Source organism: Streptomyces sp. NPDC059008 (assembly GCF_042749045.1).
In the GTDB taxonomy this organism is placed as follows: Bacteria; Actinomycetota; Actinomycetes; order Streptomycetales; family Streptomycetaceae; genus Streptomyces.
The window spans coordinates 11,544-37,647 of sequence record NZ_JBHYJC010000014.1 but is presented as its reverse complement, the minus strand read 5'-3'; the positions used below and the strand labels follow the sequence as shown (position 1 = coordinate 37,647).

The following is a 26,104-nucleotide window of genomic DNA, read 5'->3' as shown; positions in this document are numbered from 1 at the left end:
GCACAGTCGCGTCGTTCGTGTGGTCAGGCTAGACGCGGGCGGAGAGGCTTGTCCGCATGACGAACGAACCACCAGGATCCGAACTTTCCGCGCCTTCCGAACGCTCCGTGCCGCCGCGTATGAGGCTGCTGCCGTGGAGCACTCCGGGCGACGACCGGCCCTGCTTCCTCATCACTGACGGTGGGGGCGGCCCGGTGTCCGACCTCGCCGACGGCATCGAGGAGATGCAGCTCGCCATCGGCGAGGAACTGCTGCGTCACGCGCGCGCGATGCACGCCGATCCGAAGGTGCCGGACCGCGAGTTCCGTTTTCTCTCGCGGCGGCTCAGCGAGGCGCTCGACGACGCGCTGCGCGTCGCCCGGAGCTGACTTTGGCGGCCCGGTTCCTGAAAGGTACTGACAAATGTCATGCCGAACGCAGGACAGACGGGACTGCCGGTGACTCGGGCCGTGCACGAAGCTGAAGGTGTCACGCGGACGCCGACACGAGCGAGCCGCCGTCCGTAGCCCAACTCGGGGGAGTACACCGTGAGTCAGAACCCGTCCGCCGCCGGAGGCAAGCCGGTCAACCCGCTCGTGGCGAGCCTGACGCCGCTCGTCGTGGACGCGGGGGTCCCGATCGCCTCGTACTACGTCCTCAGCGCCGGCTTCGGGCTGAGCACGGTGGCCGCGCTGGGCTGGAGCAGTGTGGTGCCCGCGCTGCGCACGGCGTGGGGGCTGGTCGGCGGACGCGGGGTCAACGGCCTCGCCCTGCTGATACTGATCGTCAACGTGGTCGGGCTGGCGATGAGCGCGGTGGCCGGCGACGCCCGGTTGATGCTGGCCAAGGACAGCGCCGTCAGCAGCGTCGTCGGCATCGCGGTCCTGCTCTCGGTGCGGACGAAGCGGCCGCTGATGACCGTGGGGCTCAAGCCGTGGGTCACCAAGGGGAGCGAGGCGGGCGAGGCCGCCTGGGAGCGGCTGATGGCGGGCTCGGAGCGGTTCCGGCGGGCGGAGCGGAGGTTCTCCGCGATATGGGGGACCGCGCTGCTGACCGAGTGCGTGCTGAAGGTCGTCGGCGCCTACACCGTGCCGGTGGACACGATGGTCTGGCTGGGCACGGTGCTGACCGTGGTGGCCGTCCTGCTGGCGATGCTCGTCGCCGGGGGCAGCTGCGCCGATCCGATGGAGAAGATGGTCAAGGCCGAGATCGAGGGCGGCGCGGCGACAGTCGCTGCCGAAACAGGGGCAGTTGTGGGGGTTGCGCCGTAGTGGCGTAGCGCGACGGCGTACGGGCCCGAGCCGGGGCCGGCCTGTGAGGTGGCGCACAGGGCGTGCCCGGCGGGTTCCCGTCCGTGCGGCGGTGGCGATGCGCTGACCTGCGGACATACGGCGAGGGGAGGGGGCGGGGGCGGAAGCCGGTGGCGGTGGCGAAACGGCGTACGGCAGCGAGGTGTCATCCATCCCACAGCCGCCGGGCCGGGCCGACACATAGTGTCGGCGCAGCGATGGACGTCAGAGACCGCTGAGCCGGGGATCGGTGACGCCAAGGGCTCGCGAGGAGTTGAACGCCCTGTGAGGGGGCGTCTCGGTCCGGACTGCGGGCAGCCTTTCCTCGGCCACGAAGGGAACGGAAGTCATGTCGACTGTGCACACTGAGGTCAAGCCCGGCGATCATCGGGCCGGACCGGCATCCCTGTACGCCGAGCTGGTCCGGCGGAACCCCGGGGAGCCCGAGTTCCACCAGGCGGCTCTTGAGGTGCTGGAGACGCTGGCCCCGGTGCTGGCCGCCCGTCCCGAGTTCGCCGAGGCGAGGATCCTGGAGCGGATCTGCGAGCCGGAGCGGCAGATCATGTTCCGGGTGCCCTGGCAGGACGACTCCGGGGCGGTGCACGTCAACCGCGGCTTCCGGGTGGAGTTCAACAGCGCGCTCGGCCCGTACAAGGGCGGTCTGCGCTTCCACGCGTCCGTGAACCTGGGGATCGTGAAGTTCCTCGGCTTCGAGCAGATCTTCAAGAACTCCCTGACCGGGCTGAACATCGGTGGCGGCAAGGGCGGCAGCGACTTCGATCCGCACGGCAGGTCGGACGCCGAAGTGATGCGGTTCTGCCAGTCGTTCATGACGGAGCTGCACCGCCATCTCGGCGAGCACACGGACGTACCGGCGGGCGACATCGGCGTCGGCGGCCGCGAGATCGGCTATCTCTTCGGCCAGTACCGGCGGATCACCAACCGCTGGGAGGCCGGTGTGCTCACCGGCAAGGGCCTGACCTGGGGCGGCTCCAAGGCCCGTACGGAGGCCACCGGCTACGGCAATGTGCTCTTCACCCAGGAGATGCTCAAGCAGCGCGGGGAGGAGCTGGACGGGCAGCAGGTGGTGGTCTCCGGATCCGGCAATGTCGCGATCTACACCATCGAGAAGGCCCAGGCGCTGGGCGCGCACGTACTGACATGTTCGGACTCGGGCGGCTATGTCGTCGACGAGAAGGGCATCGACCTGGCGCTGCTGCGGCAGATCAAGGAGGTCGAGCGCGGCCGGATCAGCGCGTACGCCGAGCGGCGCGGGGTGTCGGCGACGTACGTCCCCGGTGGCCGGGTGTGGGATGTCGCCTGCGATGTGGCGCTGCCGTCGGCGACCCAGAACGAGCTGGACGCGGACGCCGCCCGGGTCCTGGTCCGCAACGGCGTCAAGGCGGTCTCCGAGGGCGCGAACATGCCGACCACGCCGGAGGCGGTGACGCTCCTCAAGGAGGCCGGTGTGGCCTTCGGCCCCGGCAAGGCGGCCAACGCGGGCGGGGTCGCCACCAGCGCGCTGGAGATGCGGCAGAACTCCTCGCGCGAGGCGTGGTCCTTCGACCGTACGGAGGGCGAACTGGCGGCGATCATGCGCGGCATCCACCGCACCTGCTACGAGACCGCCGAGCGCTTCGGCCTGCCGGGCGACTACGTCGCGGGCGCCAACATCGCCGGCTTCGAGCGGGTGGCGGACGCGATGCTGGACCAGGGGCTGATCTGACCGGGGCGGCGCCCACGGAGTAGGGGGAGTAGGGGTACGGGCGGGGCCGGAGGGTGGAGGACGACGTCCTCGGGACGGGTGGCGGTGATCCCTCCGCGCCCCTGTGCGCTCCGGCTCCGGCTCGTAAGGTGAGGCGCATGAATATCTGCGTCTTCTGCTCCGCCAACGACCTCGACGACCGCTATGTGACCCCTGCCCGCCAGTTCGCCGAGCTGATCGGCAAGGGCGGACATGCGCTGGTCTGGGGCGGCTCGGACACCGGGCTGATGAAGGTCATGGCCGACGGGGTGCAGGAGGCCGGCGGGAAGCTGATCGGCGTCTCCGTGGAGTTCCTGGCGCACAAGGCGCGCGCGAACGCCGACGAGATGGTCGTCACCAAGGACCTCGCCGAGCGCAAGGCGCAGATGCTGATGCGCGCCGACGCCATCGTGATCATGGTCGGCGGTACGGGCACGCTGGACGAGGCGACCGAGATCCTGGAGCTGCGCAAGCACGGGATGCACACCAAGCCGGTGGTGCTGCTGAACACCGCCGGTTTCTACGACGGGTTGAAGGAGCAGTTCCAGCGGATGGAGTCGGAGGGGTTCCTGCCGCTGCCGCTGACCGACCTGGTCTTCTTCGCGTCGGACGGCGTCGGCGCGCTGGCCTATCTGGAGGAGCGCGCGGGCATCCAGGGCTGAGCCGTCGCGCCGGCGCGCAGGCCGTCGGCCGGGCCCGCCGCCCCGGGCACCCGCCCTCCGGCCGACCGATCGTTAGGATCGGCGCCATGGGTACGCACTTGATCACGGGCGCAGGGTCGGGCATCGGAGCGGCGGTCGCACGGCGGCTCGCCGAGCGCGGGGAGGACCTGTGGCTGCTGGCACGCAACGCGGTCCGGGCGAAGGAGCTGGCCGCACAGTTCCCCGGCGCCCGCACGATCGTGGGTGACCTCGCCAACCCCGAGAAGCTGTCCTGGGCCTTCGGGCAGCAGCCGCTGCCGGACCGCATCGACTCCCTCCAGCACATCGCGGGCGTCATCGAGCTGGGCGCGGTCGGTGATCTGCCGGCCAAGGCCTGGCAGCGCCAGCTCTCCGCCAACCTCGTCGCGCCCGCCGAGCTGACCCGGCTGCTGCTGCCGCTGGTGCGGGTCGCCCAGGGGCATGTGGTCTTCGTCAACTCCGGTGCGGGGCTGAACGCGCACGCCAACTGGAGCGCGTACGCCGCGAGCAAGCACGGTCTGAAGGCGCTGGCCGACTCGTTGCGGGCCGAGGAGCACGGCAACGGCGTACGAGTGACCTCGGTCTACCCGGGGCGTACGGCCACGCCGATGCAGGAGAGCACCCACCGGCAGGAGGGCAAGGACTACGACCCGTCCCGCTGGATCGACCCGGAGTCGGTCGCCACGGCGATCCTCACCGCCATCGATCTGCCGCGGGACGCGGAGATCAACGATGTCTCGGTGCGCCCGGGGCGCTGACCCCTCGGGGCGGCCCGTGCGCCGTACCGGCCATGGGGCCGCCCCTGCGCCGTGCCGACCACCGGGGGCGGCCCGTACCGTGCGCTGACGGGACGCCGCGGGCGCCCCGGGGTCCCGGCCGCGGCGACGTACGCTGCATGAGTGACCACTGAAGCGAAGTCGACCGCGGCGGCGGGGTGCGGGTTCCGCGAGATCCGGGGGCTCGTCATGGAGCTGGACCGCCGCCTGGACGCCCATCAGCGCAGCCGGATCGCCGAGCTGGACCTGACGCCGACGCAGGCCAAGGCGCTGGAGGAGCTCGGCGAGCCGAAGACCGCGCGCGAGCTGGCCGGGGTGCTGTGCTGCGAGCCGCCGAACGTCACCTATGTCATCTCCAAACTGGAGAAGCAGGGCATGGTCGTCCGGCAGCCGCACCCGTTGGACGGGCGGGCCAAACAGCTCGTACTGACCGAGGCGGGGCGGGAGTTGCGGCTCGATCTGCTGCGCAGGATGGGGACGGCGTCGCCGTTGGACCATCTCTCGCACGAGGAGCGGGCCGCGCTGCGCGACGACCTGTTGAAGGCCCTGGGACGGGGCTGACGGCCTGGGCGGGGCGACCGGGCCCTGCGCCCGGCGGGCCGGCCGTCGGCGGCGCGCTGCCCGCGGTTACGTATGCCTTGAGTAAAGTTATAGCTGTAACCATTGCCCGTCGCGATAGCTACAGCTTTAACTAAATGCATGATCGCTCAGAAGGCGGCTCCGCGCCGCGCCGCGCAGGAGGTACCGGCCGCACCGACCCCCGACCGGGCCCGGCGGCGACCCGGCGGCGGACTCCAACTCCTCGTCCTGGCACTCGGGTTCGTGATGGCCAGCCTGGACACCGGCATCATGAACGTCGCGGCGAGCGACCTGCGGGCCCGGCTCGGACTGAGCATGTCCGGCCTCACCTGGGTCGTCGACGGCTACGTCCTGGCCTTCGCCTCGCTGCTGCTGCTCGCGGGCTCGCTGGCCAAGCGGTACGGCGCCCGCCGGATCTACCTCGTCGGGCTCGCCGTGTTCACCGCCGCCTCCCTCCTGGGCGCGGTCGCACCGAACGGCGCGGTCCTGGTGGCGGCCCGCTTCGCGCAGGGGGTGGGCGCGGCCCTCTTCATGCCCAGCTCGCTGTCGCTGCTGATGAACGCCTTCCCCGAGCCGGCGCGCCGGGCGAGGATCCTCGGCCTCTGGTCCGCCATCGTCTCCACGTCCGTAGGGCTCGCGCCGACCATCGGCGGCCTCCTGGTGGGAACCCTCGGCTGGCGCTCGATCTTCCTGGTCAACCTCCCCATCGGCATCGTCGGGCTGCTGCTCACCCGCCGGGTCGTCGCGGCGGTCCCGGCCCGTGGCTCGGCGCTCGGCGGCAGCGGCCACGTCCTGGGCCTGCTCGCCCTCGGATCGCTGAGCTACGCGCTCATCGAGGGGCCCGACCTCGGCTGGTCCGCCCCCTTCGTCCTGGGGGCGTTCGCGGTGACGGCGCTGGCGGCGGCCGGCTTCCTCGTCCGTGAACGGACCGCCCGTACGCCGATCCTGCCGGTCTCGCTCTTCGCGGACAGCAGCTTCTCCACGGCCAACCTCGTCGGCTTCCTGTTCAACTTCGCCTTCTACGGGGCGCTGTTCGTCCTCGGGCTCTTCCTCCAGACGGCGCGCGGCGCGAGCTCGGTGGCGGCGGGGCTGCAGATGCTGCCGGCCGTACTGGTCATCCCGTTCGGCAACATGCTCTACGCCCGGATCGGGCCCCGCATCGGCGACCGGACCGCACTCACCGCTTCCCTGGTGCTCTCCGCCGCGGGCTATCTACTGCTCTTCCTGCTCCTCGCGCCCGGCCTGCCGTACTGGGCGATCGCGCTGCTCCTCGCCGTCGCCAACGTCGGCAGCGGGGTCAGCTCCCCGGCGATGACCGGTGTCCTGATGGCCGCCGCGGGCCGCGAGCACGCCGACATCGGCAGCGCGACCCTCAACGCCAACCGCCAGATCGGTTCCCTGGTCGGCATCGCCGGGATGGGCGCGGTGCTGACCGGGGCGGGCGCCGGCTATCAGGGCGCGACGTACGCCTTCGCCCTGGCGGCCCTCGCGCTGGCGGTCGCGGCGGTGGCCGGCCGGCTGGGGGTCCGCGGCCGGGGGTGAGCGGGCGGCCGCGGCCCGTCCCGGACGCGGCCCGGTGCCGCCGGGCCGCACCGCCACCCGTTCCGCCGTCCTCCCCGCCGCCGCATACCCTTCCTGGGTGAGCGAGAACAGCACGCAGAAGTGGGCCGCGGGCGCGGCGACCGGGATCGGGTCGATGCCGGGCGGGGACGCGCGGGAGGCGGCGAAGACGGTCACCGGTTCGCTGGAGGCCTTCCCGTATCTGCCGGAGCTCCCGGCGCGGGGGCCCGGCGCCGACATGATCGGGCGGACCCTGGGGCTGCTCGTCGAGGTCTACGGCCATGTGGAGCCCAGCGGCTGGCGGATCAGCGACCGGCCGGGCCGCGACACCCGGCGCGCCCGCTCCTGGCTCGGTGAGGACCTCGACGCCCTGGAGGAGTTCACCCAGGGGTACCAGGGGCCGTTGAAGGTCTCGGCGGTCGGGCCCTGGACGCTGGCCACCGCCCTGGAGCTGCGCAACGGCGAGGCGGCCCTGAGCGACCCCGGCGCCTGCCGTGATCTCGCGGCGTCGCTGGCCGAGGGGCTGCGCGGCCATCTCGCGGACGTACGGCGACGGGTGCCGGGTGCGCAGCTGGTGCTGCAGCTCGACGAGCCGTCGCTGACGGCCGTGCTCCAGGGGAGGGTGAAGTCCGCGAGCGGCTACCGCACCCACCGGGCCGTGGACCGGGCGGTCGTCGAGGACGCGCTGCGCGATCTCGTCGCGGTCGCGGACGGCGGGCCCGTGGTCGTCCACGCCTGCGCGCCCGAGGTGCCGTTCGGGCTGCTGCGGCGGGCGGGTGTCACGGGCATCTCGTTCGATTTCGCACTGCTCACCGAGCGTGAGGAAGAGGCGATCGGCGAGGCCGTCGAGGGCGGGACGACGCTGTTCGCAGGCGTGGTGCCGGGCGTGGACGGCCGATTGTCAGACCCTGCCGGTAGCGTCATGGGTGTCAGGACGCTGTGGCGCAGGCTGGGGCTGGCACCAGGGATTCTCGGCGAGTCCGTGGTCGTCACCCCGTCGTGCGGACTCGCGGGCGCTTCGCCCGCATATGCCCGCGCAGCCCTCGCCCACTGCGTCCGGGCGGCGAGATCACTCGCAGACAACCCTGAGTGACCGCACTCAAGGACCACGGGAGGACAAGACAGTGGCTGGCGAACAGCACGCAGCGGAGTCCAAGGTGCCCGCAGCGGCGCGGGAGAAGCACGCGCAGCTCGCTGAGCAGATCGAGGAGCATCGCTTCCGGTACTACGTGAAGGACGCCCCGATCGTCAGCGATGCGGAGTTCGACACGCTGCTGCGCTCCCTCCAGGCCCTGGAGGACGAGCACCCGGAGCTGCGCACGCCGGATTCCCCGACCCAGAAGGTCGCCGGCGCGTATGCCACGGAGTTCACCGAGGTCGAGCACCGCGAACGGATGCTCTCGCTCGACAACGCCTTCGACGACGAGGAGTTGGCGGCCTGGGCCGAGCGCCTCGCCGGCGAGCTGGGCGGTGACCCCAAGAGCGCCGGGTACCACTTCCTGTGCGAGCTGAAGGTCGACGGTCTCGCCGTCAACCTCACCTACGAGCACGGCCGGCTGACCCGGGCGGCCACCCGGGGCGACGGCCGTACGGGCGAGGACATCACCCCCAACGTCCGGACGATCGCCGAGATCCCGCACCGCCTCAAGGGCGACCGGATCCCCGATCTGGTCGAGGTGCGCGGCGAGGTCTACTTCCCGATGGAGAAGTTCCTCGAACTCAACGAGCGGTTGGTGGCCGACGGCAAGCCCCCGTTCGCCAACCCCCGTAACGCCGCGGCCGGTTCGCTGCGCCAGAAGGACCCCAAGGTCACCGCCACCCGGCCGCTGCACATGGTCGTCCACGGCCTCGGCGCCCGCGACGGCCTGGAGATCGACCGCCTGTCGGAGGCCTACGACCTGCTCAAGGAGTGGGGCCTGCCGACGGCCACCCACAACAGGGTGGTGGACTCCCTGGCGGAGGTCCGCGAGTTCATCGCCCATTACGGCGACCCCGAGACCCGCCGTACGGCCGTCGAGCACGAGATCGACGGGGTGGTCGTCAAGCTGGACGAGATCCGGCTGCAGGGCAGGCTGGGCTCCACCTCCCGGGCGCCGCGCTGGGCGATCGCCTGGAAGTACCCGCCGGAGGAGGTCAACACCAAGCTCGTCGACATCCGCGTCGGCGTCGGCCGTACGGGCCGGGTCACGCCGTACGCCGTGGTCGCGCCGGTGACCGTGGCCGGTTCGGAGGTGGAGTTCGCGACCCTGCACAACCAGGACGTGGTCAAGGCCAAGGGCGTACTCATCGGGGACACCGTCGTGATCCGCAAGGCCGGCGACGTCATCCCCGAGATCCTGGGGCCGGTCGTCGATCTGCGGGACGGCGGCGAGCGGGAGTTCGTGATGCCGGCCGAGTGCCCCGAGTGCGGGACGGCGCTGCAGCCGGCCAAGGAAGGCGATATCGACCTGCGCTGCCCCAACGCCCGCGCCTGCCCCGCGCAGATCCGCGAGCGGCTGTTCTATCTGGCCGGCCGCAAGTGCCTGGACATCGAGAACTTCGGCTATGTCGCGGCCACGGCGCTCAGCCAGCCGCTGGAGCCCGCGGAGCCGCCGCTGAAGGACGAAGGCGATCTTTTCGGCCTTTCCATCGAGCAGTTGCTGCCCATCAAGTCCCATGTCCTCGACCCCGACTCCGGTCTGCCCAAGCGCGATCCGAAGACCGGCGAGGAGAAGGTCGTCACGTTCTTCGCCAACCAAAAGGGCGAGCCGAAGAAGAACGCCCTGGCCATGCTGGAGAACATCCAGGCCGCCAAACAGCGCCCGCTGGCCCGCATCCTCACCGGCCTGTCGATCCGGCATGTGGGCCCGGTGGCGGCCGAGGCGCTGGCGCGGGAGTTCCGCTCCATCGACCGCATCCGGGAGGCGGACGAGACGGAACTGGCCGCGGTCGACGGCGTCGGGGCCACGATCGCCGCCTCGCTGAAGCAGTGGTTCGCCGAGGAATGGCATCAGCAGCTCATCGAGAAGTGGCGGGCCGCCGGCGTCCGGATGGAGGAGGAGCAGACGGGTGAGGAGGGCCCGCGCCCGCTCGAAGGCGTCACCGTCGTCGTAACGGGCACACTTCAGTCACACACCAGAGATGGCGCGAAAGAGGCCCTCCAGAACCTCGGAGCGAAGGTGACCGGTTCCGTTTCGAAGAAGACCGGTTTCGTAGTAGTGGGCGACAACCCCGGCTCGAAGTACGACAAGGCCATGCAATTGAAGGTCCCAGTACTGGACGATGACGGCTTTGCGGTGCTGCTGGAACAGGGTCCCGACGCGGCACGAGCGGTAGCCGTCACTCCGCCTGAGGAGGAGTGAGGTGTCACCCCATCAGCGCATACCAGATTGATCCCGGACGCCGGGTCGCATTCGGGCAACCGTCGCCGATCGCTGCCCGCGGCGGCCTTCCGCGGCCTAACCTTGAGGGGTGCGCCTGCCGTGGCGCGGGCTCAGCCGGCTGTGAGAGGGATCGGAATGAAACCGACCGACAGCGCCGCTCCGGCGTCGCGGCTCCGGCGGCTCGTCGTGCCCGCGCTGCCCGCGGCCATCGTCATCGTGGCGGGCCTCGCGCTCGCCACGGGCGTGATCTGGACTCTCGGCAAAGGTGACGCGCTGTTCCCGGCCGGCTCGGTGGGCTGGTCGCTGGCGATCCTCACGGGCGTCATCGTCGGCCATCTGGTCGCGCTCGGCCGGGACCGCTGGTGGGGCGGCACGGGATCCGGCGCCGCGCTCGCCCTCGCCGTCCTGCTGCTGTACGGCTGGGTGCCGGCCACCCTCGTCAGCCTCTCCGTCGTCGTCCTCGTCGGCGCCGCCCGCCGGCACCGCTGGCGACAGGCCGTGGTGCACGGCGCCGTGGACATCCTCGGCATCGGTGCCGCGGCCCTGGGCCTGGCCGCCTTCGGGGTGGTCTCCAGCGTCCGCCAGCCCTGGAGCCCCAAGGCCTGGGACCTGGCCGTCCTCCCCGAAGTCCTCGTCACCGCCGCCGGCTATCTGCTCGTCAGCCGCGCCCTGCTGTGGATCAGCCTCGCCCCCCGCAGCGGAACGCTGCCGGCGATCCCCCGCACGGCCGTCGTACGCCAGGCACTGGTCGGCATCGCGCTGTTGGGCATCTCCCCGCTGATCGCCGTCTGCGCCGTCCACGCGCCCCTGCTGCTGCCGCTGTTCGCGGTCCCGCTCATCGCGCTGGACTCCACCCTCTGGATAGCCCGCGCCCGCGCCGAGGAGCAGCTGCGCGATCCGCTCACGGGCCTGCCCAACCGCCAGTGGCTGCTGGAGCGTACCTGGACCGCGCTGGACGAGGCCGAGCGCGTGGGCGTCCGCTCGGCCCTGGTCCTGATCGACCTGGACCGCTTCCGGTCGGTCAACGACACCCTCGGCCACCTCGCCGGCGACCGCCTGCTGCTGCAGATCGCCGACCGGCTGCGGCACGCCCTCCCGCGCGGCGCCGAGGCGGCCCGGCTCGGCGGCGACGAGTTCGCCGTCCTGCTGCCCACCACCGACTCCCTCACCAGCTCCCAGCGCGTCGCCCGCAACCTCGTCGCCGCCCTCGGGTCCCCGCTGGACCTCGACGGACTGACCCTCGTGCTCGAAGCCAGCGCGGGGGTCGCCGTCTTCCCCGACCACGCCCTCGACGCCGAGGGGCTGCTGCGCCGCGCCGACGTGGCGATGTACCAGGCCAAGCGCGACCGCAGCGGCGTCGAGCTCTACGAGGCCAAGCGGGACGGCAACACCCCCGACCGGCTCGGGCTGCTGGGCGACCTGCGCCGCGCCCTGGACGCCGGCGACGTCGAGCTGCACTACCAGCCCAAGGTGGGCTTCGACGGGCACGTCGCCGGGCTGGAGGCGCTGGTGCGCTGGGTCCATCCGGACCGCGGCCGGGTCCCACCGGACGAGTTCATCGCCATCGCCGAGTCCTCCGGGCTGATGCCCAGGCTGACGGAGTACGTCCTGGAGACCGCGCTCGCCCAGGTGGCGCGCTGGCGCGCGATGGGCCTGGAGGTGCCGGTCGCGGTCAACGTCTCCCCCCGCGATGTGCACTCCCCGGGCTTCGCCGGTGCGGTCGCTGCCCGGCTCGCCCGACATCGGGTCCCACCAGGCGCCCTCCAACTGGAGATAACCGAGCATGTCCTCCTGGAGGATCCGCAGCGGGCCGCCGACACCCTCGCCGGGCTCACCGCCCACGGGGTGAAGATGTCCCTGGACGACTTCGGCACCGGCTACTCCTCGCTGGTCCACCTGCGGCGCCTCCCGGTCAGCGAGCTGAAGATCGACCGCTCCTTCGTCGCCCGGCTCGCCGTCGACACGGAGGACGCCGAGATCGTCCGCTGCACCCTGGACCTCGCCCACTCCCTCGGCCTCCTGGTCGTCGCCGAGGGCGTCGAGGACGACGAGACCTGGGAACGCCTGCGCGACCTCGGCTGCGACGCCGTACAGGGCTGGCTGGTGGCGGCGGCGATGCCACCGGACGAGACCACGGCCTGGCTGAGGGCCCGCGGAGAGCGCGGTTGGCACCGCGAGTCGGAGACGGCCGCCCTGGCGGCGGAGAAGGCAGCCGAGCGCCCTTCGGGACAGGTCTTGAACTGACCCGGCCACCGGCCGTCCCGTGTCCCCGCTCCGACAAAGACGACGACAGCGACCAGACCGACCACGACGACACAGGCGACGACGCCGACGATCAGAGTGCCGACGATCACGACGCCGGCGAAGACCACGCCGGCGAAGACCACGCCGAACGCGACCGGCACGCAGGGCACGCAGAGAGCGACGAAGGCGACGAAGGCAGCGAAGGCGACGCGTCCGGAGGCCCGCTCCCCCCGGCCTCCGAGGCCCCGTGACCGGTGCGACGCCGGGGCGCGCCCCCCTCATGGGCGGCGCCCCGGTGAAAGGGTTTCGCGGCAGCTCCGCCGTACGCCATAGGATTGGGCCGGAAAAGTTCACCGGAGCATTCGCCCAGAAGACTCCACCGGAACACTCCGCCCGGAACACTCCGCCAAGAACACCAGAGGATCGCTGCATGCCTGGCATCACGCGCGAGGAGGTCGCTCACCTCGCCCGGCTGGCACGTCTGGAGCTGCAGGACGAAGAGCTCGACCACTTCGCCGGACAGCTCGACGACATCATCGGCGCGGTCGCCCGCGTCTCCGAGGTCGCCGACCAAGACGTACCGCCGACCTCCCACCCGCTGCCCCTGACCAATGTCATGCGGCCGGACGAGGTCCGTCCGTCGCTCGCTCCCGAGCAGGCGCTCTCCGGCGCCCCGGCCCAGGAGCAGCAGCGTTTCAAGGTGCCGCAGATCCTGGGGGAGGAGTGACCGACATGGCAGACCTGATCAAGCTCACCGCCGCCGAGATCGCGGCGAAGATCGCCGCCGGCGAGCTCACCGCCGTCGAGGTGACCGAGGCCCACCTGGCGCGCATCGAAGCCGTCGACGAGAAGGTGAACGCCTTCCTGCACGTCGACCGCGAGGGCGCGCTCGCCCAGGCCCGCGCCGTGGACGCGAAGCGCGCCCGTGGCGAGAAGCTCGGCCCGCTGGCCGGCGTCCCGCTCGCGCTCAAGGACATCTTCACGACGGAGGGCATTCCCACCACCGTCGGCTCCAAGATCCTTGAAGGCTGGCTCCCGCCGTACGACGCGACGCTCACCAAGAAGCTCAAGGCCGCCGACGTCGTCATCCTCGGCAAGACCAACATGGACGAGTTCGCCATGGGGTCCTCGACCGAGAACAGCGCCTACGGGCCGACCGGCAACCCCTGGGACCTGACCAAGATCCCCGGCGGTTCGGGTGGCGGCTCCGCCGCCGCGCTCGCCGCCTTCCAGGCCCCGCTCGCCATCGGCACGGACACCGGCGGCTCCATCCGCCAGCCCGCCGCCGTCACCGGCACGGTCGGCGTCAAGCCCACCTACGGCGGCGTCTCCCGCTACGGCATGGTCGCCTTCTCCTCCTCCCTGGACCAGGGCGGCCCGTGCGCCCGTACGGTCCTGGACGCCGCGCTGCTCCACGAGGCCATCGCGGGCCACGACCCGCTCGACTCCACGTCCATCGACGCGCCCGTCCCGCCGGTCGTCGAGGCCGCGCGCAACGGCAGCGTCGAGGGCATGCGGGTCGGTGTCGTCAAGCAGTTCCGCGGCGAGGGCTACCAGGCCGGCGTCATCCAGCGGTTCGACGAGTCGGTCGAGCTGCTGAAGGAGCTGGGTGCCGAGATCGTCGAGCTGGACTGCCCGTCCTTCGACCTCGCGCTGTCGGCGTACTACCTGATCGCGCCGTCCGAGTGCTCCTCCAACCTGGCCCGCTTCGACGCCATGCGCTACGGCCTGCGGGTCGGCGACGACGGCTCGAAGTCGGCCGAGGAGGTCACCGCGCTGACCCGTGAGGCCGGTTTCGGCCCCGAGGTCAAGCGCCGGATCATGCTCGGCACGTACGCGCTCAGCTCCGGCTACTACGACGCGTACTACGGCTCCGCCCAGAAGGTGCGGACGCTGATCACCCGCGACTTCGAGAAGGCCTTCGAGCAGGTCGACGTGATCGTCTCGCCGACGACGCCGACCACCGCCTTCCCGATCGGCGAGCGGGCCGACGACCCGATGGCGATGTACCTCGCCGACCTGTGCACGATTCCCACCAACCTGGCGGGCAACGCGGCCATGTCGCTGCCCTGCGGTCTGGCCCCCGAGGACGGGCTGCCGGTGGGTCTCCAGATCATCGCCCCTGCCATGAAGGACGACCGGCTCTACAAGGTCGGTGCCGCGGTCGAGGCCGCGTTCACCGGGCGCTGGGGCCACCCGCTGCTCGAGGAGGCACCCGCACTGTGAGTGGAAAGCTGGCCAAGGCCAAGGGCTTCAAGAAGTCCAAGCCCGGTACGTATCTGTCCATCGGCACCACGCTGTTCGGCGCGGTGAGCGTCGTCAAGCAGGCGAAGAAGGCCAAGACGGAGCAGGACACGCTCCAGATGATCGACGCCGTCGTCTCCGCCGCCGCCATCGTCACCGGCGTCGCCCTGCTCATCCGCGAACTGCGCCGTCTTGGCGACGACGACGTCCTCGCGGACTGACCCGGCGCCGGACCTGAGAGGTTAGTTTCACCGTGACTGTCACCGACCTGGTGTCGTACGAGGACGCGCTGGCCGCCTACGACCCCGTCATGGGGCTCGAGGTACACGTCGAACTCGGCACCAAGACCAAGATGTTCTGCGGGTGCTCCACCACCCTGGGCGCGGAGCCCAACTCGCAGACCTGCCCCACGTGCCTGGGCCTGCCCGGCTCGCTGCCCGTCGTCAACGCGACCGGCGTCGAGTCCGCCGTCAAGATCGGCCTGGCCCTGAACTGCACCATCGCCGAATGGTGCCGTTTCGCCCGGAAGAACTACTTCTATCCGGACATGCCGAAGAACTTCCAGACCTCCCAGTACGACGAGCCGATCGCCTTCGACGGCTACCTCGACGTGCAGCTGGAGGACGGCGAGGTCTTCCGCGTGGAGATCGAGCGCGCGCACATGGAGGAGGACACCGGCAAGTCGACGCACGTCGGCGGCGCCACCGGCCGCATCCACGGCGCCCGGCACTCCCTCCTGGACTACAACCGCGCCGGCATCCCGCTCATCGAGATCGTCACCAAGCCCATCGAGGGCGCGGGCGAGCGGGCCCCCGAGGTCGCCAAGGCGTACGTCGCCGAGCTGCGCGAGCTCATCAAGGCGCTGGGCGTCTCCGAAGCCCGTATGGAGCAGGGCCAGATGCGCTGCGACGTGAACCTCTCGCTGCGCCCCAACGGCACGCAGAAGTTCGGTACCCGCTCGGAGACCAAGAACGTCAACTCCCTGCGCTCCGTGGAGCGCGCGGCCCGCTTCGAGATCCAGCGGCACGCGGCCGTGCTGAGCAGCGGCGGCACGATCGTCCAGGAGACCCGGCACTTCCACGAGGAGGACGGCTCCACGACCTCCGGCCGGATCAAGGAAGAGGCCGAGGACTACCGCTACTTCCCCGAGCCGGACCTGGTGCCGGTGGCCCCCTCCCGCGAGTGGGTCGAGGAGCTGCGCGGCCGGCTGCCCGAGCTGCCGCGGGTGCGCCGCAACCGCCTTCGCGAGGAGTGGGGCATCAGCGAGCACGACATGCAGTCGATCCTCAACGCGGGCGCGGTCGATCTGATCGTCGCCACCGTCGAGGCCGGCGCGGACGCCGCCGCGGCCCGCAAGTGGTGGATGGGCGAGCTGGCCCGCCGCGCCAACGAGGACGGCGTCGAGCCGGCCGCCCTGGCGATCACCCCCGAGCAGGTCGCCCGGGTCGCCGAGCTGGTCGCCAAGGGAGACCTGAACGACAAGCTGGCCCGTCAGGTCATCGAGGGCGTCCTCGCCGGCGAGGGCACCCCGGACGAGGTCGTCGACAAGCGCGGTCTGAAGGTCGTCTCCGACGAGGGCGCCCTGGGCACCGCCGTCGACGAGGCGATCGCCGCCAACGCCGCCATCGCCGACAAGATCCGCGGCGGCAAGGTGGCCGCGGCCGGCGCTCTGGTCGGCGCGGTCATGAAGGCCACGCGCGGTCAGGCGGACGCGGCCCGGGTGCGCGAACTGATCCTGGAGAAGCTGGGCGTCGAGGGCTGACGCACCACTTGTCCGGTACCACCGAGCGGCCGTCCTTCTCCGGAAGGGCGGCCGTTTTCCGTTGGGCGTGCGCGGAAGAGGCCCAACAGGTTCCTGTTGGGCCTCTTCGCATGCGCCATAGGCGTGCTGCGCGCGGTGTGTGTGATCCTGCTGATCCGCGTGCTGTGCGCAGGATTCGTCAGTGTTTCCGGAGCTGGTGAATGACGGCGGTAATGCATACGCCGGCAACGAGGCCTCCCAAGGCCCACGGGATGCTCGGCGTGCCACCGTTCTGTTCCCAGCCGATGGCGGAAAACACCCAGGTGATGAAGAGAACCGTAATAGGGGCCCAGCGTCGCGTGCGGATGCGTCGGCGCCCTGCTCCGTCCTGCGGCATTTTCTCCCCTTCCCTGGTGCCTTACATCGTCTTATTGAACTTCAGCTTGCAGTGCTTGTTCGTGCACTCGGGCTTCCAGTGTACCTTTCCCTTACCGCCGGCCACCGGACCGACAAAGCTGGAGCTGTACCAGGTCCCGCTGATCTTGAAGTCTTCCCCGAAGCTGCAGACCGGAATCTTGCCCGCCAGGCAGGTCTGCGCCTTTCCGGTGGCCGTCCACGTGGCTACGGTCTTGCTTTTCGTGGACTGGTAGGGCCCGTTGAGCTTCAGCTCCCAGCCGGTCAGCTTCGCGGGGGCGGTGGTCGAGTCCTCGCCCCAGGCCCGGCTGTCGGTGATGTCGCCCTTTGCGTTCTCGCAGATCTGGATCCGCAGCTTCACATGCCCAAGGCGCAGGGAAACGTCGCCCTCGGACGGGTAGTAGGCCTGTGAAAAAGTCTGGCAGCCGCCTGCTGCGGAAGCCGGTGCCGCAGACCCGAATATCATGCCGCCGGAAATTGCGGCAAGTGCGAGAGCCCCTGCCCCTGCGCGGCGTATTTTGGACACAAATCCCCCAGGTTTATTTTTGTCGGTCGGACGAGTCTTCACTGGTCGGGTGAAAACTCGCCGCGATCGTATGTACGGACTCCGGTCGAGGCAAGCCGAATGTCACTCGCCATATTTCACCCATGGGGTTTAAGTCCGACAAAGAGTTGCATTTGGCGGGTGGTGGGCGGACGGAATGCGGGGCCTCGGCCCACGGGGGAATTCCGTGTCGGCGCAGGGTTTGCGCGGAGGCTTTGTCACGGGCCTACGGCAGGATCCGTGGCCGGACCCATGACACAGCCCGTGGGCCTATGGCAGTCCGTGCACGTGCGGCCCCACCGCCGACGACCACGCGTTGCCGTTCGCCGCGTCCCAGTTGGTGGACCAGGTCATGGCGCCCCGGAGGCCGGGGTAGGTCTTCGCCGGCTTGAACGAGCCGCAGCCGGTGCCCTTGGTGAGGCAGTCCAGGGCGGCGTTCACCACGCTCGGGGCGACGTAGCCGCTGCCCGCGCCGCGGGTGGACGCGGGCAGGCCCAGGCCCACCTGCGAGGGGTCCAGCCCGCCTTCGAGCTGGATGCAGGCGAGCGCGGTGAGGAAGTCGACGCTGCCCTGGGAGTAGACCTTGCCGTCGCAGCCGAGCATGGAACCGCTGTTGTAGTACTGCATGTTGACGACCGTGAGGATGTCCTTGACGTTCAGCGCGGTCCGGAAGTAGCCGCCCGACGTGGACTGCATGTCGATGGTCTGCGGCGCCATGGTGAGCACGAGCCGGCCGCCCGCCTTCTGGGAGAGCGAGCGCAGGGCCTGCGTCATGTAGGTGGGATCGAGGCCGTTTTCGAGGTCGATGTCGACGCCGTCGAAGCCGTACTGCTGCATGAGGGCGTGGACGCTGCTCGCGAAGTTGGCCGCCGAGGCCGCGTCGTTGACCGACACCGTGCCCTTCTCGCCGCCGACGGAGATGATCACCGATGTGCCGGCGGCCTGCTTGGCCTTGATGTCGGCCTTGAACTGCTCGACGGTGTAGCCGCCCAGGCCCGCCGAGTCGAGGCGGAAGGTGACGGCGCCGGGTGTGGCGGTGGCGTCGGCGAAGGCGACCGCGATGATGTCGTACTGGCCGGGGACGTCGCTGATCTTCTGGACCGTGGCGCCGTTGTCGAAGTTCTGCCAGTAGCCGGTGACCGCGTGCCGGGGGACGGTGGGGTCGGTGCCGCCTCCGGAGGGCGCGGTGGTGGCCGTGACCTGCGCGGAGCGGGCCGACTCTCCGGCGGCGTTGGTGGCGGAGACCTGGAAGCGGTAGGCGGTCGAGGGGCTCAGGCCGCCGACCGTCGCCGAAGTGCCGCTCGCCGCACGGTCCTTGGCGCCGTCGCGGTAGACCGTGTAGCCGGTCGCGCCGGGTACCGGGTTCCAGGACAGGGCGACGGAGGACGCGGTCACGGCGCCGGCGGCCAGCCCGCCGGGGGCGGCGGGGACCTCGGGGCCGGGGTCGGTGCCGCCCCCGCCGTCAGGTCCCAGGACGCTGAAGTCGTCGGCGTGGTAGGCGGGTTGTCCGTACCAGCCGTGGGTGTAGACGGTGACGGAGGTGGTGCCGGGGCCGGTGGTGAAGGTGGTCGAGAGCTCCTGCCACCCCGTGGCGGACGGGGTCCAGGTGGAGACGTCCGTGGTGCCGGTGCCCGAGGCGCCCAGGTAGACGTAGGAGCCCTGGACGTATGCGCTGAGCCGGTACGTCGCGTTGGGCTTGACGGCGACGGTCTGGGAGCAGGCGGCGTTGTCCGAGGCGGTGGGGGCGGCCCGGAGGGCGGCGGCGCCGCTGTGGACGGGGGAGGTCACGGCGGCGCCGCTGCCCGCCGAGCAGGTCCAGCCGCTGAGGCCGGATTCGTAGCCGGCGTTCCTGGCGACGTTGACGTCGGCGGTGGCGGCCGCGGTGGGGGCGGGGGCGGGGGCGGCCGAGGCGGTCGTGCTCGCCGCGGCGGCGGCCACGACCGCGAGGAGCGTGGTGAGCAGGCGTCTGTGGCGGGACGGTCTGATGCGCGCGGTGCCAGGCATGGCTGTCTCCAGTGCCGAAGGGGAAACCCGGGAACTGTGCGAGACGGTGGCCACCGCCGCCAGGGCCGATCCGGCCCTGTGGCACAGAATGGTTCAGACCAATGTGCCGGTCAAGGGGGCGGACGGGACGGGGCGCGCACGGCGCGGGAGCGGCGCGGGACGAGTCCCCGCATCCCGGCTCTTTGTGGGGAATTCCACAAAGAGCGCAAAGGATCTCTTCGGGGTGTCACTCTGCTCTGTCAGGGGCCGCCGCTCGCCCGACCGGTTGGCGGCGCATCCGCCCGTCCCCGTACATCCGCGCTCGGCACCACCCGCACCCGGGAGTTATCGACGCACAACCCGGGAAGCAGTCGAGGTCCGTGACCGCTCTTGCTCGGTGGTGTCTCAGGCGCCGCATCGTGGTGATCGTTCTCTGGCTCGCCGCCTTCGCGGGTGTCGCCGTCGCCGCGGGCGTCACCGGGTCCGCCTACTCGAACGACTACGAGGTCCCCGGGACCGAATCCGGGCGGGCCGGCGCCCTGATGGCGAAGGCGTTCCCGGACCGGGCCGGGGACAGCGACACCCTCGTGTGGCACACCGACCGCGGAACGGTGCGCTCCGGCGCGGTCGAGAAGACCATGCGGCAGACCCTGGAGAAGGTCGCCGAGCTGCCCGGTGTCTCCGAGGTGCGGGGCCCCTACGGCGGCCGCGGCGACGGCGCCCACGGCGCGCGGCAGATCAGCGAGGACGGGCACACCGCCTACGCCTGGCTCGTCTTCGACCGGCCCGCCGACGAACTGGAGGCGGCCGAGGTCCAGCGGGTCGTCGACACCGCGCAGGGAGCGGCCGGCGACGGCCTCCAGGTCGAGCTGGGCGGCGCCGGCATCGCGCTCACCGAGGCGCCGCGGGCCCAGCTCCCGGAGATCATCGGGATCGGCGCCGCGGCCGTGGTGCTCTTCCTCGCCTTCGGCTCGCTCGCCGCGACGTTCCTGCCGATCGTCACCGCGGTGGCCGCCGTCGGCACCGCCTCGGCCGGCACCACGTTGCTCAGCCACACCATGACCGTCGCCGACTTCGCCCCGATGCTCGGCAGCCTGATCGGCCTCGGCGTCGGCATCGACTACGCACTGTTCATCGTCACCCGGCACCGCAAGGGCCTACGGGCGGGGATGTCGGTCCAGCAAGCCGCCGAGCGCGCCGTCTGCGTATCCGGGCGCGCCGTCGTCTTCGCCGGGGCCACGGTGTGCATCGCGCTGCTCGGCATGCTGATGCTGCGGCTGAACTTCCTCAACGGCGTCGCGCTGGCCGCCTCGCTCACCGTCGTCCTGACCGTGGCCGCGTCCGTGACGCTGCTCCCGGCGCTGCTCGGACTGATCGGGATGCGGGTGCTCGGCCGGCGGGAGCGGCGGCGGCTGGCCGAGGAGGGGCCGCGGCCCGAGCGGCGCGCCGGTATCGCCGCCCGCTGGGCCGGCTTCGTCGAGCGGCACCCCAAGCTGCTGGGCGTGACCGCGGCCGCCGTGATGCTCGCCCTCGCACTGCCCGCCTTCGGGCTCCACCTGGGCACCTCCGACCAGGGCAACAACCCGGCCACGTCCACGACCCGCAAGGCGTACGACCTGCTGGCGCGAGGCGGGCCGGGCGACGGCCACGGCAGCGGCTTCGGGCCCGGGTTCAACGGGCCGCTCACCCTCGTCGGCGCACTCGACGGCCCCGAGGACCGGATCGCCTTCGGCAAGCTGCCGCGTCAGCTGCGCACCACGCCCGGCGTCGCCGAGGTCAGCCGCCCGCAGCTCGACGGGAGCCGGAGCACCGGGCTGATCACCGTCGTACCGGACAGCTCACCGCAGTCCCGGCAGACCTCCGACCTGGTGGAGCGGCTGCGGACGGACGTGCTTCCCGAGGCCGCCGAGGGGACCACGATGCGGGTGCGGGTCGGCGGCATCACCGCGAGCTATGACGACTTCGCGTCCGTCATCGTCGGCAAGCTGCCGCTGTTCATCGGCGTGGTCGTGGCGCTCGGCTCGCTCCTGCTGCTGCTCGCCTTCCGCAGCATCGGCATACCCCTGAAGGCCGCGCTGATGAACGTCGCGGCCGTCGCCTCGTCCTTCGGCATCGTCGTCGCGGTCTTCCAGTGGGGGTGGGGCAGCGAGCTGCTGGGGCTGGGCAGCGCCGGGCCGATCGAGCCGTTCCTGCCGGTGATCATGGTGTCGGTGCTGTTCGGGCTGTCCATGGACTACCAGGTGTTCCTGGTGTCGCGGATGTACGAGGAGTGGCAGCTCACGCGCGACAACCGCCGGGCGGTACGGGTCGGCCTCGCCGAGACCAGCCGGGTGATCAACTCGGCGGCGGTCATCATGATCGCGGTGTTCGGGGCCTTCGTCCTCAGCGGCGACCGGACCATCGCGATGTTCGGCATCGGCCTGGCCTCCGCCGTCGCGCTGGACGCCTTCGTCCTCCGTACGCTGCTGGTCCCGGCGCTGATGCACATGCTGGGCGGCGCCAACTGGTGGCTGCCGTCCTGGCTCGGCCGTCTGCTGCCCCGGATCAGCATCGAGCCGCCGCCGGAGCCGGACGAGGCCGCGCCGGAGCCGGGCGGCGAACGTCCGCTGGTGGGCGTGTAGGACCTGCCGCAGGGCTGCCGTCCGGTTTCTCGGCACCTGCTGCCGGCCACCGAAGCCCCGCTCTCCCCGCGCTCTCATCTCCCTCTCAGACGCGGCACCTACGGTCGCGCCCATGGGAACGACCAGGACGACCGAGAAGCGAACCGACGACGAGACCGTGCCGGCGCAGGCCGCCGCCGCGGAGGAGGAGAAGGCGGCGGGCCCGGAGGGCGCGGAGACCGGGGGCGCCGAGGACACCGACGCCGCCGAGGAGGCGGTCGCAGCGGCCGGCCAGGATGACGACAACGGCGAGAACGGCCTCGGCGAGGACGGCCTCGGCGAGAACGGCCTCGGCGAGGACGGCGAGAACACCGCCTCCGCACCGCCCGCCACCGGGGTCGCCGCCGGTGCCGGTGCCGTCGTGGCCGCCGGGCTCGGCCTGGCGTCCGTCACCGGCACCTGGCTCGGCACGCTGATGGCCGAGCGGCAGGCCCTGCTGGGCCAGATCAAGCTCCAGACGGGCAAGGCCACCGACCAGATCGCCACCGTGTACGGCACTCCGTGGCACACCACCGCCCTGGTCAACGGCGTCTTCGCGGTGCTCGCCGCGATCGTGGCCGCGGTGGTGCTGACCCGCCCCCGCGCACCCTGGGTGCGCGCCGTGGCCTGGGCCGGACTGGCGCTCGCCGTGCTGGGGATCCTGATCTCCGCCGGTATGTACCTCGACCTGTTCGGGAGTCTGCCCAGCATCCCTAAGGGCCCCGGACCGGGCGCCTAAGGCGGCTAACGGCGCCTGAGGCACGCGCGGTCGGGTATCTAAGCACCGCCCGCGGGGAAAGATCGGGAACCCTCCCGATGCGGCCTACCCCCCTTGGCGACGAGGCTTGAGCACATCAACAAGCCCACGCCGTCAAGGGAGTCACCGTGTACACCTCCGAGCTGGACATGCGGGTCCGTTACGAAGAGCTGCGCCGCGAGGCCGACCGGCAGCGCCTGGTCCGCGAGGCGACCGACGCCCTGCGCGCCGCCGCCCGCTCCGGGGAGAACGAACCCGAAGGGCGGGTGAGCACCAGGCGGGGCCGGCGGTGGCGCGTACGCCGCGCCGCCGCCTGACCCTCCTCCAGGTCCTGAGGATCGGGAAACCCCGCGTGCCGAAGCCCCCTGCCGCAATGTCGGACCCCTGTGCGATGCTCGGCAGCGTGCAGAACAGGTCCGTCAGTCCCGTGTTCGTCGGCCGCGCGGCCGAACTCGCCGCGCTGGGCGACGCGCTCGCCCGTATCGCGGCCTCCGGCGAGCCGCAGGCCCTGCTGATCGGGGGCGAGGCCGGGGTCGGCAAGACCCGCCTCATCGAGGAGTTCAGCGAGGCCGCGCGCGCCCGGGGCGCGCTGGTCGCGCTCGGCGGCTGCATCGAGATCGGCTCCGAGGGCCTGCCCTTCGCACCGTTCTCCGCGATCCTGCACACCCTCAACTGGCATCTGCGGGACGAGCTCGCCGCCGCCGTCGCCGGCCAGGAGGGCGAACTGGCCCGCATCCTGCCCGAATTGGGGGAGACGCCGGGCGAGGCGCACGACGAGGAGATCGGCCGCGCCCGCCTCTTCGAGCTGACCGCCCGGCTCCTGGAGCGGCTCGCCTCCGACCGCACCCTCGTCGTCGTCATCGAGGACCTCCACTGGGCCGACCGCTCCACCCGCGAGCTGTTCGCCTACCTCCTGAGGGCCCTGCACGACGCCGGCATCCTGCTCGTGGCGACGTACCGTTCCGACGACATCCACCGACGCCATCCGCTGCGCCCCTTCCTCGCCGAGATCGACCGCATGCGGACGGTCCGGCGGGTCGAGCTGGCCCGCTTCAACAGGGACGAGGTCCGCTCCCAGATAGCCGGGATCAACGGCAGCGATCCCGAAGAGGCCACCGTCGACCGGGTCTTCAAGCGCTCAGAGGGCAACGCCTTCTTCGTCGAGGAGCTGGCCCGCAGCCTCGCCGAGGGCTGTCTGCACGGGCTGAGCGACCCGTTGCGCGATCTGCTGCTGGTGCGGGTCGAGGCGCTCCCCGAGGACGCCCAGCGGGTGGTGCGGATCGCCTCGGAGGGCGGCTCCACGATCGAACACGAACTCCTCTCCGCCGTCTGCCGGATGCCCGAGGACGACCTCATCGAGGCGCTGCGGTCCGCCGTCGGCAGCAACACCCTCGTGCCCACCGAGGACGGTACGGGCTACCGCTTCCGGCACGCCCTCGTGCGCGAGGCCGTCGTCGACGACCTGCTGCCCGGCGAGCGCACCCGCCTCAACCGCCGCTACGCCGAGGCCCTGGAGGCCGCCCCCTCCCTGGTGCGCGCCGACGCCTGCGCCGCCCGGCTGGCCAGCTACTGGTACAAGGCCCATGACGCCGCCAAGGCGCTGCCCGCCGTCCTCGCCGCCTCCGTCCAGGCCCGCCGCCGCCATGCCTACGCCGAGCAGCTGCGGCTGCTGGACCGCGCCCTGGAGCTGTGGGACGACGCGCCCCCGGAGGTACGCCAAGGGGTCCGCCCCGTGGACTACACCGAGGCCTATCCGGCCCGCGGCTGTGACGACGAGGCGCTGCGCTTCCTCGATCTGCTCGCCGAGATCGCGGTGGCCGCCCGGCTGTCCGGCGACGGCGAGCGGGCCTTCACGATCACCAAGCGCGCCCTGCGGTCCCTGCGCGAGGAGAACGACCCCCTGCGCACGGCCTGGTTCCTGGTCCAGCGCTCCCGGCTCTGCCAGGGCACCGGCCGCGGCAACGGCTGGGAGGACCTGGGCAGGGCGCAGGAGCTGGTGCGCGGTCTGCCGCCGTCCTCCGTCCACGCCGAGGTGCTCGCCTCCGTCGCCAGCTGGGCGGTGCTGCACGAGCCGGGCCCGGAGACCTTCGCCACGTCCGAACGCGCGGTGGAGCTGGCCCAGTTGGTGGGCGACGAGGAGGCCGAGCTGAACTCCCGGCTGACGCTGGCGGGGCTTCGGATCGACTCCGGCGCGGTCGACGAGGGCCTGGCCGATCTCCGCGGGGCGGTCGACCGCGCCGTCGAGCGCGGCTACTTCTCCGCCATCGGGCGCGGCCATGTCAACCTCCCGTCCTTCCTGGAGGGCGTGGGCCGCTCCCGGGAGGCCGCCGAGGTCACCGAGCAGGGCATCGAACTCACCACCCGCTACGGCCTCAAGGACAAGACCTGCTGGGTGATGGCCAACCGCGCCGAATCGCTCCAGTCGCTGGGCCGCTGGGAGGAGGCGAGCCGGGCCGCCGCCGACTGCCGCCGGCTCGCCCAGAGCGCCCGCTCGCTCGCCCTCGCGGCGAACCGCCTCACCGACCTCGCCCTGGACCAGGGCGACTTCGCCGCCGCCGAGCGCGAACTGGTCGTCGCCCGTGAGCACTACGGCACCCACGACCCCCAGCCGCAGCACGCCCTGCCGCTCGCGCGGCACGCCCTGCGCATCGCCGTGCACCAGAGCCGGATCCTCGACGCCCGAGCCGTCCTCGTACAGGCCCTGGACGCCGGCTGTCCGCCCGGTACCCAGCGCTACGCCTGGCCGCTGCTGTGGTCGGCCGTCGCCGCCGAGGCGGACGCCCGCGGACTGCCCGCCGCCGAGCCCGGCCGGGCCGCGGTGCTGGCCCGTGTGCGGGACACCGCTAAGAAGCTGCCCCGGCTCGCCCCCGTCTGGGAGGCGCACGCCCTCGCCGTCGACGCCGAACTCCTCCGCGCCGAGGGCCGCGAGACCCCCGACGCCTGGGCCGAGGTGGTCGCCGCCTTCAAGCCCCTGGAGCGCCCGCACGAACTCGCCCGGGCCTGCTACCGCTGGGCCGAATCCCTGCTGCACGGCGGCGAACGGGCCACCGCAGGGCTCGACGGCCGCACCCCGCGCGAGGCCGCCGCACTCCTGCTCACCCAGGCGCACACCGCCGCCACGGTCATGGGCGCCCGCCCGCTCGCCGAAGAACTCACCCTCCTCGCCCAGCGGGCCCGGATCCCACTGACCGGGCCGATACCGCAGCCCGCGGCCGCCACGACCGCCGGTGCCACCCGCCGCGCCACCGGGGACGGTTCCCCCGCCGACCCCGCCCCCGCCGCGGCGCTCGGTCTGACGCCGCGCGAACGGGACGTGCTCCGCCTGGTCGCCGAGGGCCGCAGCAACCGCCAGATAGCCGACACGCTGTTCATCTCCCCGAAGACCGCCAGCGTCCACGTCTCCAACATCCTCGCCAAGCTCGGTGTCTCCGGCCGCGGCGAGGCGGGCGCGGTGGCCCACCGGCTGCGCCTGTTCGGCGAACCGGCGGCCTCCTGACCCGGGCGGTACACCGCGCCAGGCCCGCCGCAGCCGGGCGGTGAGCTGCTGGGATACTGCGGACGCGGATGCC

The 26,104-nt window shown here is 71.8% G+C and carries 20 protein-coding genes; 18 read left to right on the top strand and 2 right to left on the bottom strand.

Going from position 1 to position 26,104, the window contains the following annotated elements; translation table 11 throughout:
• The first annotated feature begins 56 nt into the window (after positions 1-56).
• The 14 genes from ACFWZH_RS18775 to gatB all read left to right on the top strand — a co-directional run bounded on the left by ACFWZH_RS18775 (position 57) and on the right by gatB (position 16,219).
• Positions 57-368 carry a hypothetical protein gene (locus tag ACFWZH_RS18775; protein WP_384431819.1) on the top strand — a complete coding sequence of 104 codons (312 nt, stop codon included), beginning with the start codon at positions 57-59 and terminating at the stop codon, positions 366-368.
• Positions 369-527: 159 nt separating this feature from the next.
• A complete protein-coding gene (locus tag ACFWZH_RS18770; protein ID WP_384431816.1) occupies positions 528-1,250 on the top strand; it encodes a VC0807 family protein in 723 nt (240 codons plus the stop codon).
• A gap of 367 nt (positions 1,251-1,617) precedes the next feature.
• The gene (gene gdhA / locus ACFWZH_RS18765) at positions 1,618-2,994 is read left to right on the top strand and encodes an NADP-specific glutamate dehydrogenase (RefSeq protein WP_384431813.1); all 1,377 of its coding nucleotides are present in this window, start codon (positions 1,618-1,620) and stop codon (positions 2,992-2,994) included.
• Positions 2,995-3,131: 137 nt separating this feature from the next.
• The gene (locus ACFWZH_RS18760; RefSeq protein WP_384431811.1) at positions 3,132-3,674 is read left to right on the top strand and encodes a TIGR00730 family Rossman fold protein; all 543 of its coding nucleotides are present in this window, start codon (positions 3,132-3,134) and stop codon (positions 3,672-3,674) included.
• 86 nt (positions 3,675-3,760) lie between these two features.
• Complete coding sequence (locus ACFWZH_RS18755) at positions 3,761-4,450, top strand: SDR family oxidoreductase (RefSeq protein ID WP_384431808.1); 690 nt, start codon at positions 3,761-3,763, stop codon at positions 4,448-4,450.
• A gap of 207 nt (positions 4,451-4,657) precedes the next feature.
• Complete coding sequence (locus tag ACFWZH_RS18750) at positions 4,658-5,029, top strand: MarR family winged helix-turn-helix transcriptional regulator (RefSeq protein WP_384432152.1); 372 nt, start codon at positions 4,658-4,660, stop codon at positions 5,027-5,029.
• Positions 5,030-5,167: 138 nt separating this feature from the next.
• Complete coding sequence (locus tag ACFWZH_RS18745; RefSeq protein ID WP_384431805.1) at positions 5,168-6,589, top strand: MFS transporter; 1,422 nt, start codon at positions 5,168-5,170, stop codon at positions 6,587-6,589.
• 97 nt (positions 6,590-6,686) lie between these two features.
• Positions 6,687-7,700, top strand: coding sequence for a methionine synthase (locus ACFWZH_RS18740; protein ID WP_384431802.1), 1,014 nt, complete (start codon positions 6,687-6,689; stop codon positions 7,698-7,700).
• Positions 7,701-7,731: 31 nt separating this feature from the next.
• Complete coding sequence (gene ligA / locus ACFWZH_RS18735) at positions 7,732-9,948, top strand: NAD-dependent DNA ligase LigA (protein ID WP_384431799.1); 2,217 nt, start codon at positions 7,732-7,734, stop codon at positions 9,946-9,948.
• A 156-nt stretch (positions 9,949-10,104) separates the two neighbouring features.
• Positions 10,105-12,213, top strand: a complete 2,109-nt coding sequence (locus ACFWZH_RS18730) for a putative bifunctional diguanylate cyclase/phosphodiesterase (protein WP_384431796.1) — start codon at positions 10,105-10,107, stop codon at positions 12,211-12,213.
• A 430-nt stretch (positions 12,214-12,643) separates the two neighbouring features.
• Positions 12,644-12,940, top strand: coding sequence for an Asp-tRNA(Asn)/Glu-tRNA(Gln) amidotransferase subunit GatC (gatC, locus tag ACFWZH_RS18725; protein WP_384431793.1), 297 nt, complete (start codon positions 12,644-12,646; stop codon positions 12,938-12,940).
• 5 nt (positions 12,941-12,945) lie between these two features.
• On the top strand, positions 12,946-14,439 hold the full coding sequence (gatA, locus tag ACFWZH_RS18720; protein ID WP_384431790.1) for an Asp-tRNA(Asn)/Glu-tRNA(Gln) amidotransferase subunit GatA: 1,494 nt from the start codon (positions 12,946-12,948) through the stop codon (positions 14,437-14,439).
• Positions 14,436-14,678 carry a hypothetical protein gene (locus ACFWZH_RS18715; protein WP_384431787.1) on the top strand — a complete coding sequence of 81 codons (243 nt, stop codon included), beginning with the start codon at positions 14,436-14,438 and terminating at the stop codon, positions 14,676-14,678. Before gatA ends, ACFWZH_RS18715 begins: the two co-directional genes overlap by 4 nt.
• Before the next feature lie 32 nt (positions 14,679-14,710).
• On the top strand, positions 14,711-16,219 hold the full coding sequence (gatB, locus tag ACFWZH_RS18710) for an Asp-tRNA(Asn)/Glu-tRNA(Gln) amidotransferase subunit GatB (protein WP_384431784.1): 1,509 nt from the start codon (positions 14,711-14,713) through the stop codon (positions 16,217-16,219).
• A gap of 397 nt (positions 16,220-16,616) precedes the next feature.
• Here the strand turns inward: gatB and ACFWZH_RS18705 are convergent, their stop codons facing one another.
• Positions 16,617-17,138: a hypothetical protein gene (locus ACFWZH_RS18705; protein ID WP_384431782.1), complete on the bottom strand. Its 522-nt coding sequence runs from the start codon at positions 17,136-17,138 to the stop codon at positions 16,617-16,619.
• A 288-nt stretch (positions 17,139-17,426) separates the two neighbouring features.
• Entirely contained in the window at positions 17,427-19,160 is a 1,734-nt protein-coding gene (locus ACFWZH_RS18700; protein WP_384431779.1) for a chitinase, read from the bottom strand.
• Between the two features lie 359 nt (positions 19,161-19,519).
• Between ACFWZH_RS18700 and ACFWZH_RS18695 the strand changes: the two genes are divergently transcribed.
• From ACFWZH_RS18695 to ACFWZH_RS18680, 4 genes are all read left to right on the top strand, one after another.
• Positions 19,520-21,760, top strand: a complete 2,241-nt coding sequence (locus ACFWZH_RS18695; RefSeq protein WP_384431776.1) for an MMPL family transporter — start codon at positions 19,520-19,522, stop codon at positions 21,758-21,760.
• A 112-nt stretch (positions 21,761-21,872) separates the two neighbouring features.
• Entirely contained in the window at positions 21,873-22,517 is a 645-nt protein-coding gene (locus ACFWZH_RS18690) for a hypothetical protein (RefSeq protein ID WP_384431773.1), read from the top strand.
• A gap of 146 nt (positions 22,518-22,663) precedes the next feature.
• Positions 22,664-22,852 (top strand): hypothetical protein, encoded by a 189-nt coding sequence (locus ACFWZH_RS18685; RefSeq protein ID WP_384431770.1) that lies wholly within the window; start codon positions 22,664-22,666, stop codon positions 22,850-22,852.
• Positions 22,853-22,926: 74 nt separating this feature from the next.
• The gene (locus tag ACFWZH_RS18680) at positions 22,927-26,031 is read left to right on the top strand and encodes an AAA family ATPase (RefSeq protein ID WP_384432149.1); all 3,105 of its coding nucleotides are present in this window, start codon (positions 22,927-22,929) and stop codon (positions 26,029-26,031) included.
• Positions 26,032-26,104: the final 73 nt, after the last annotated feature.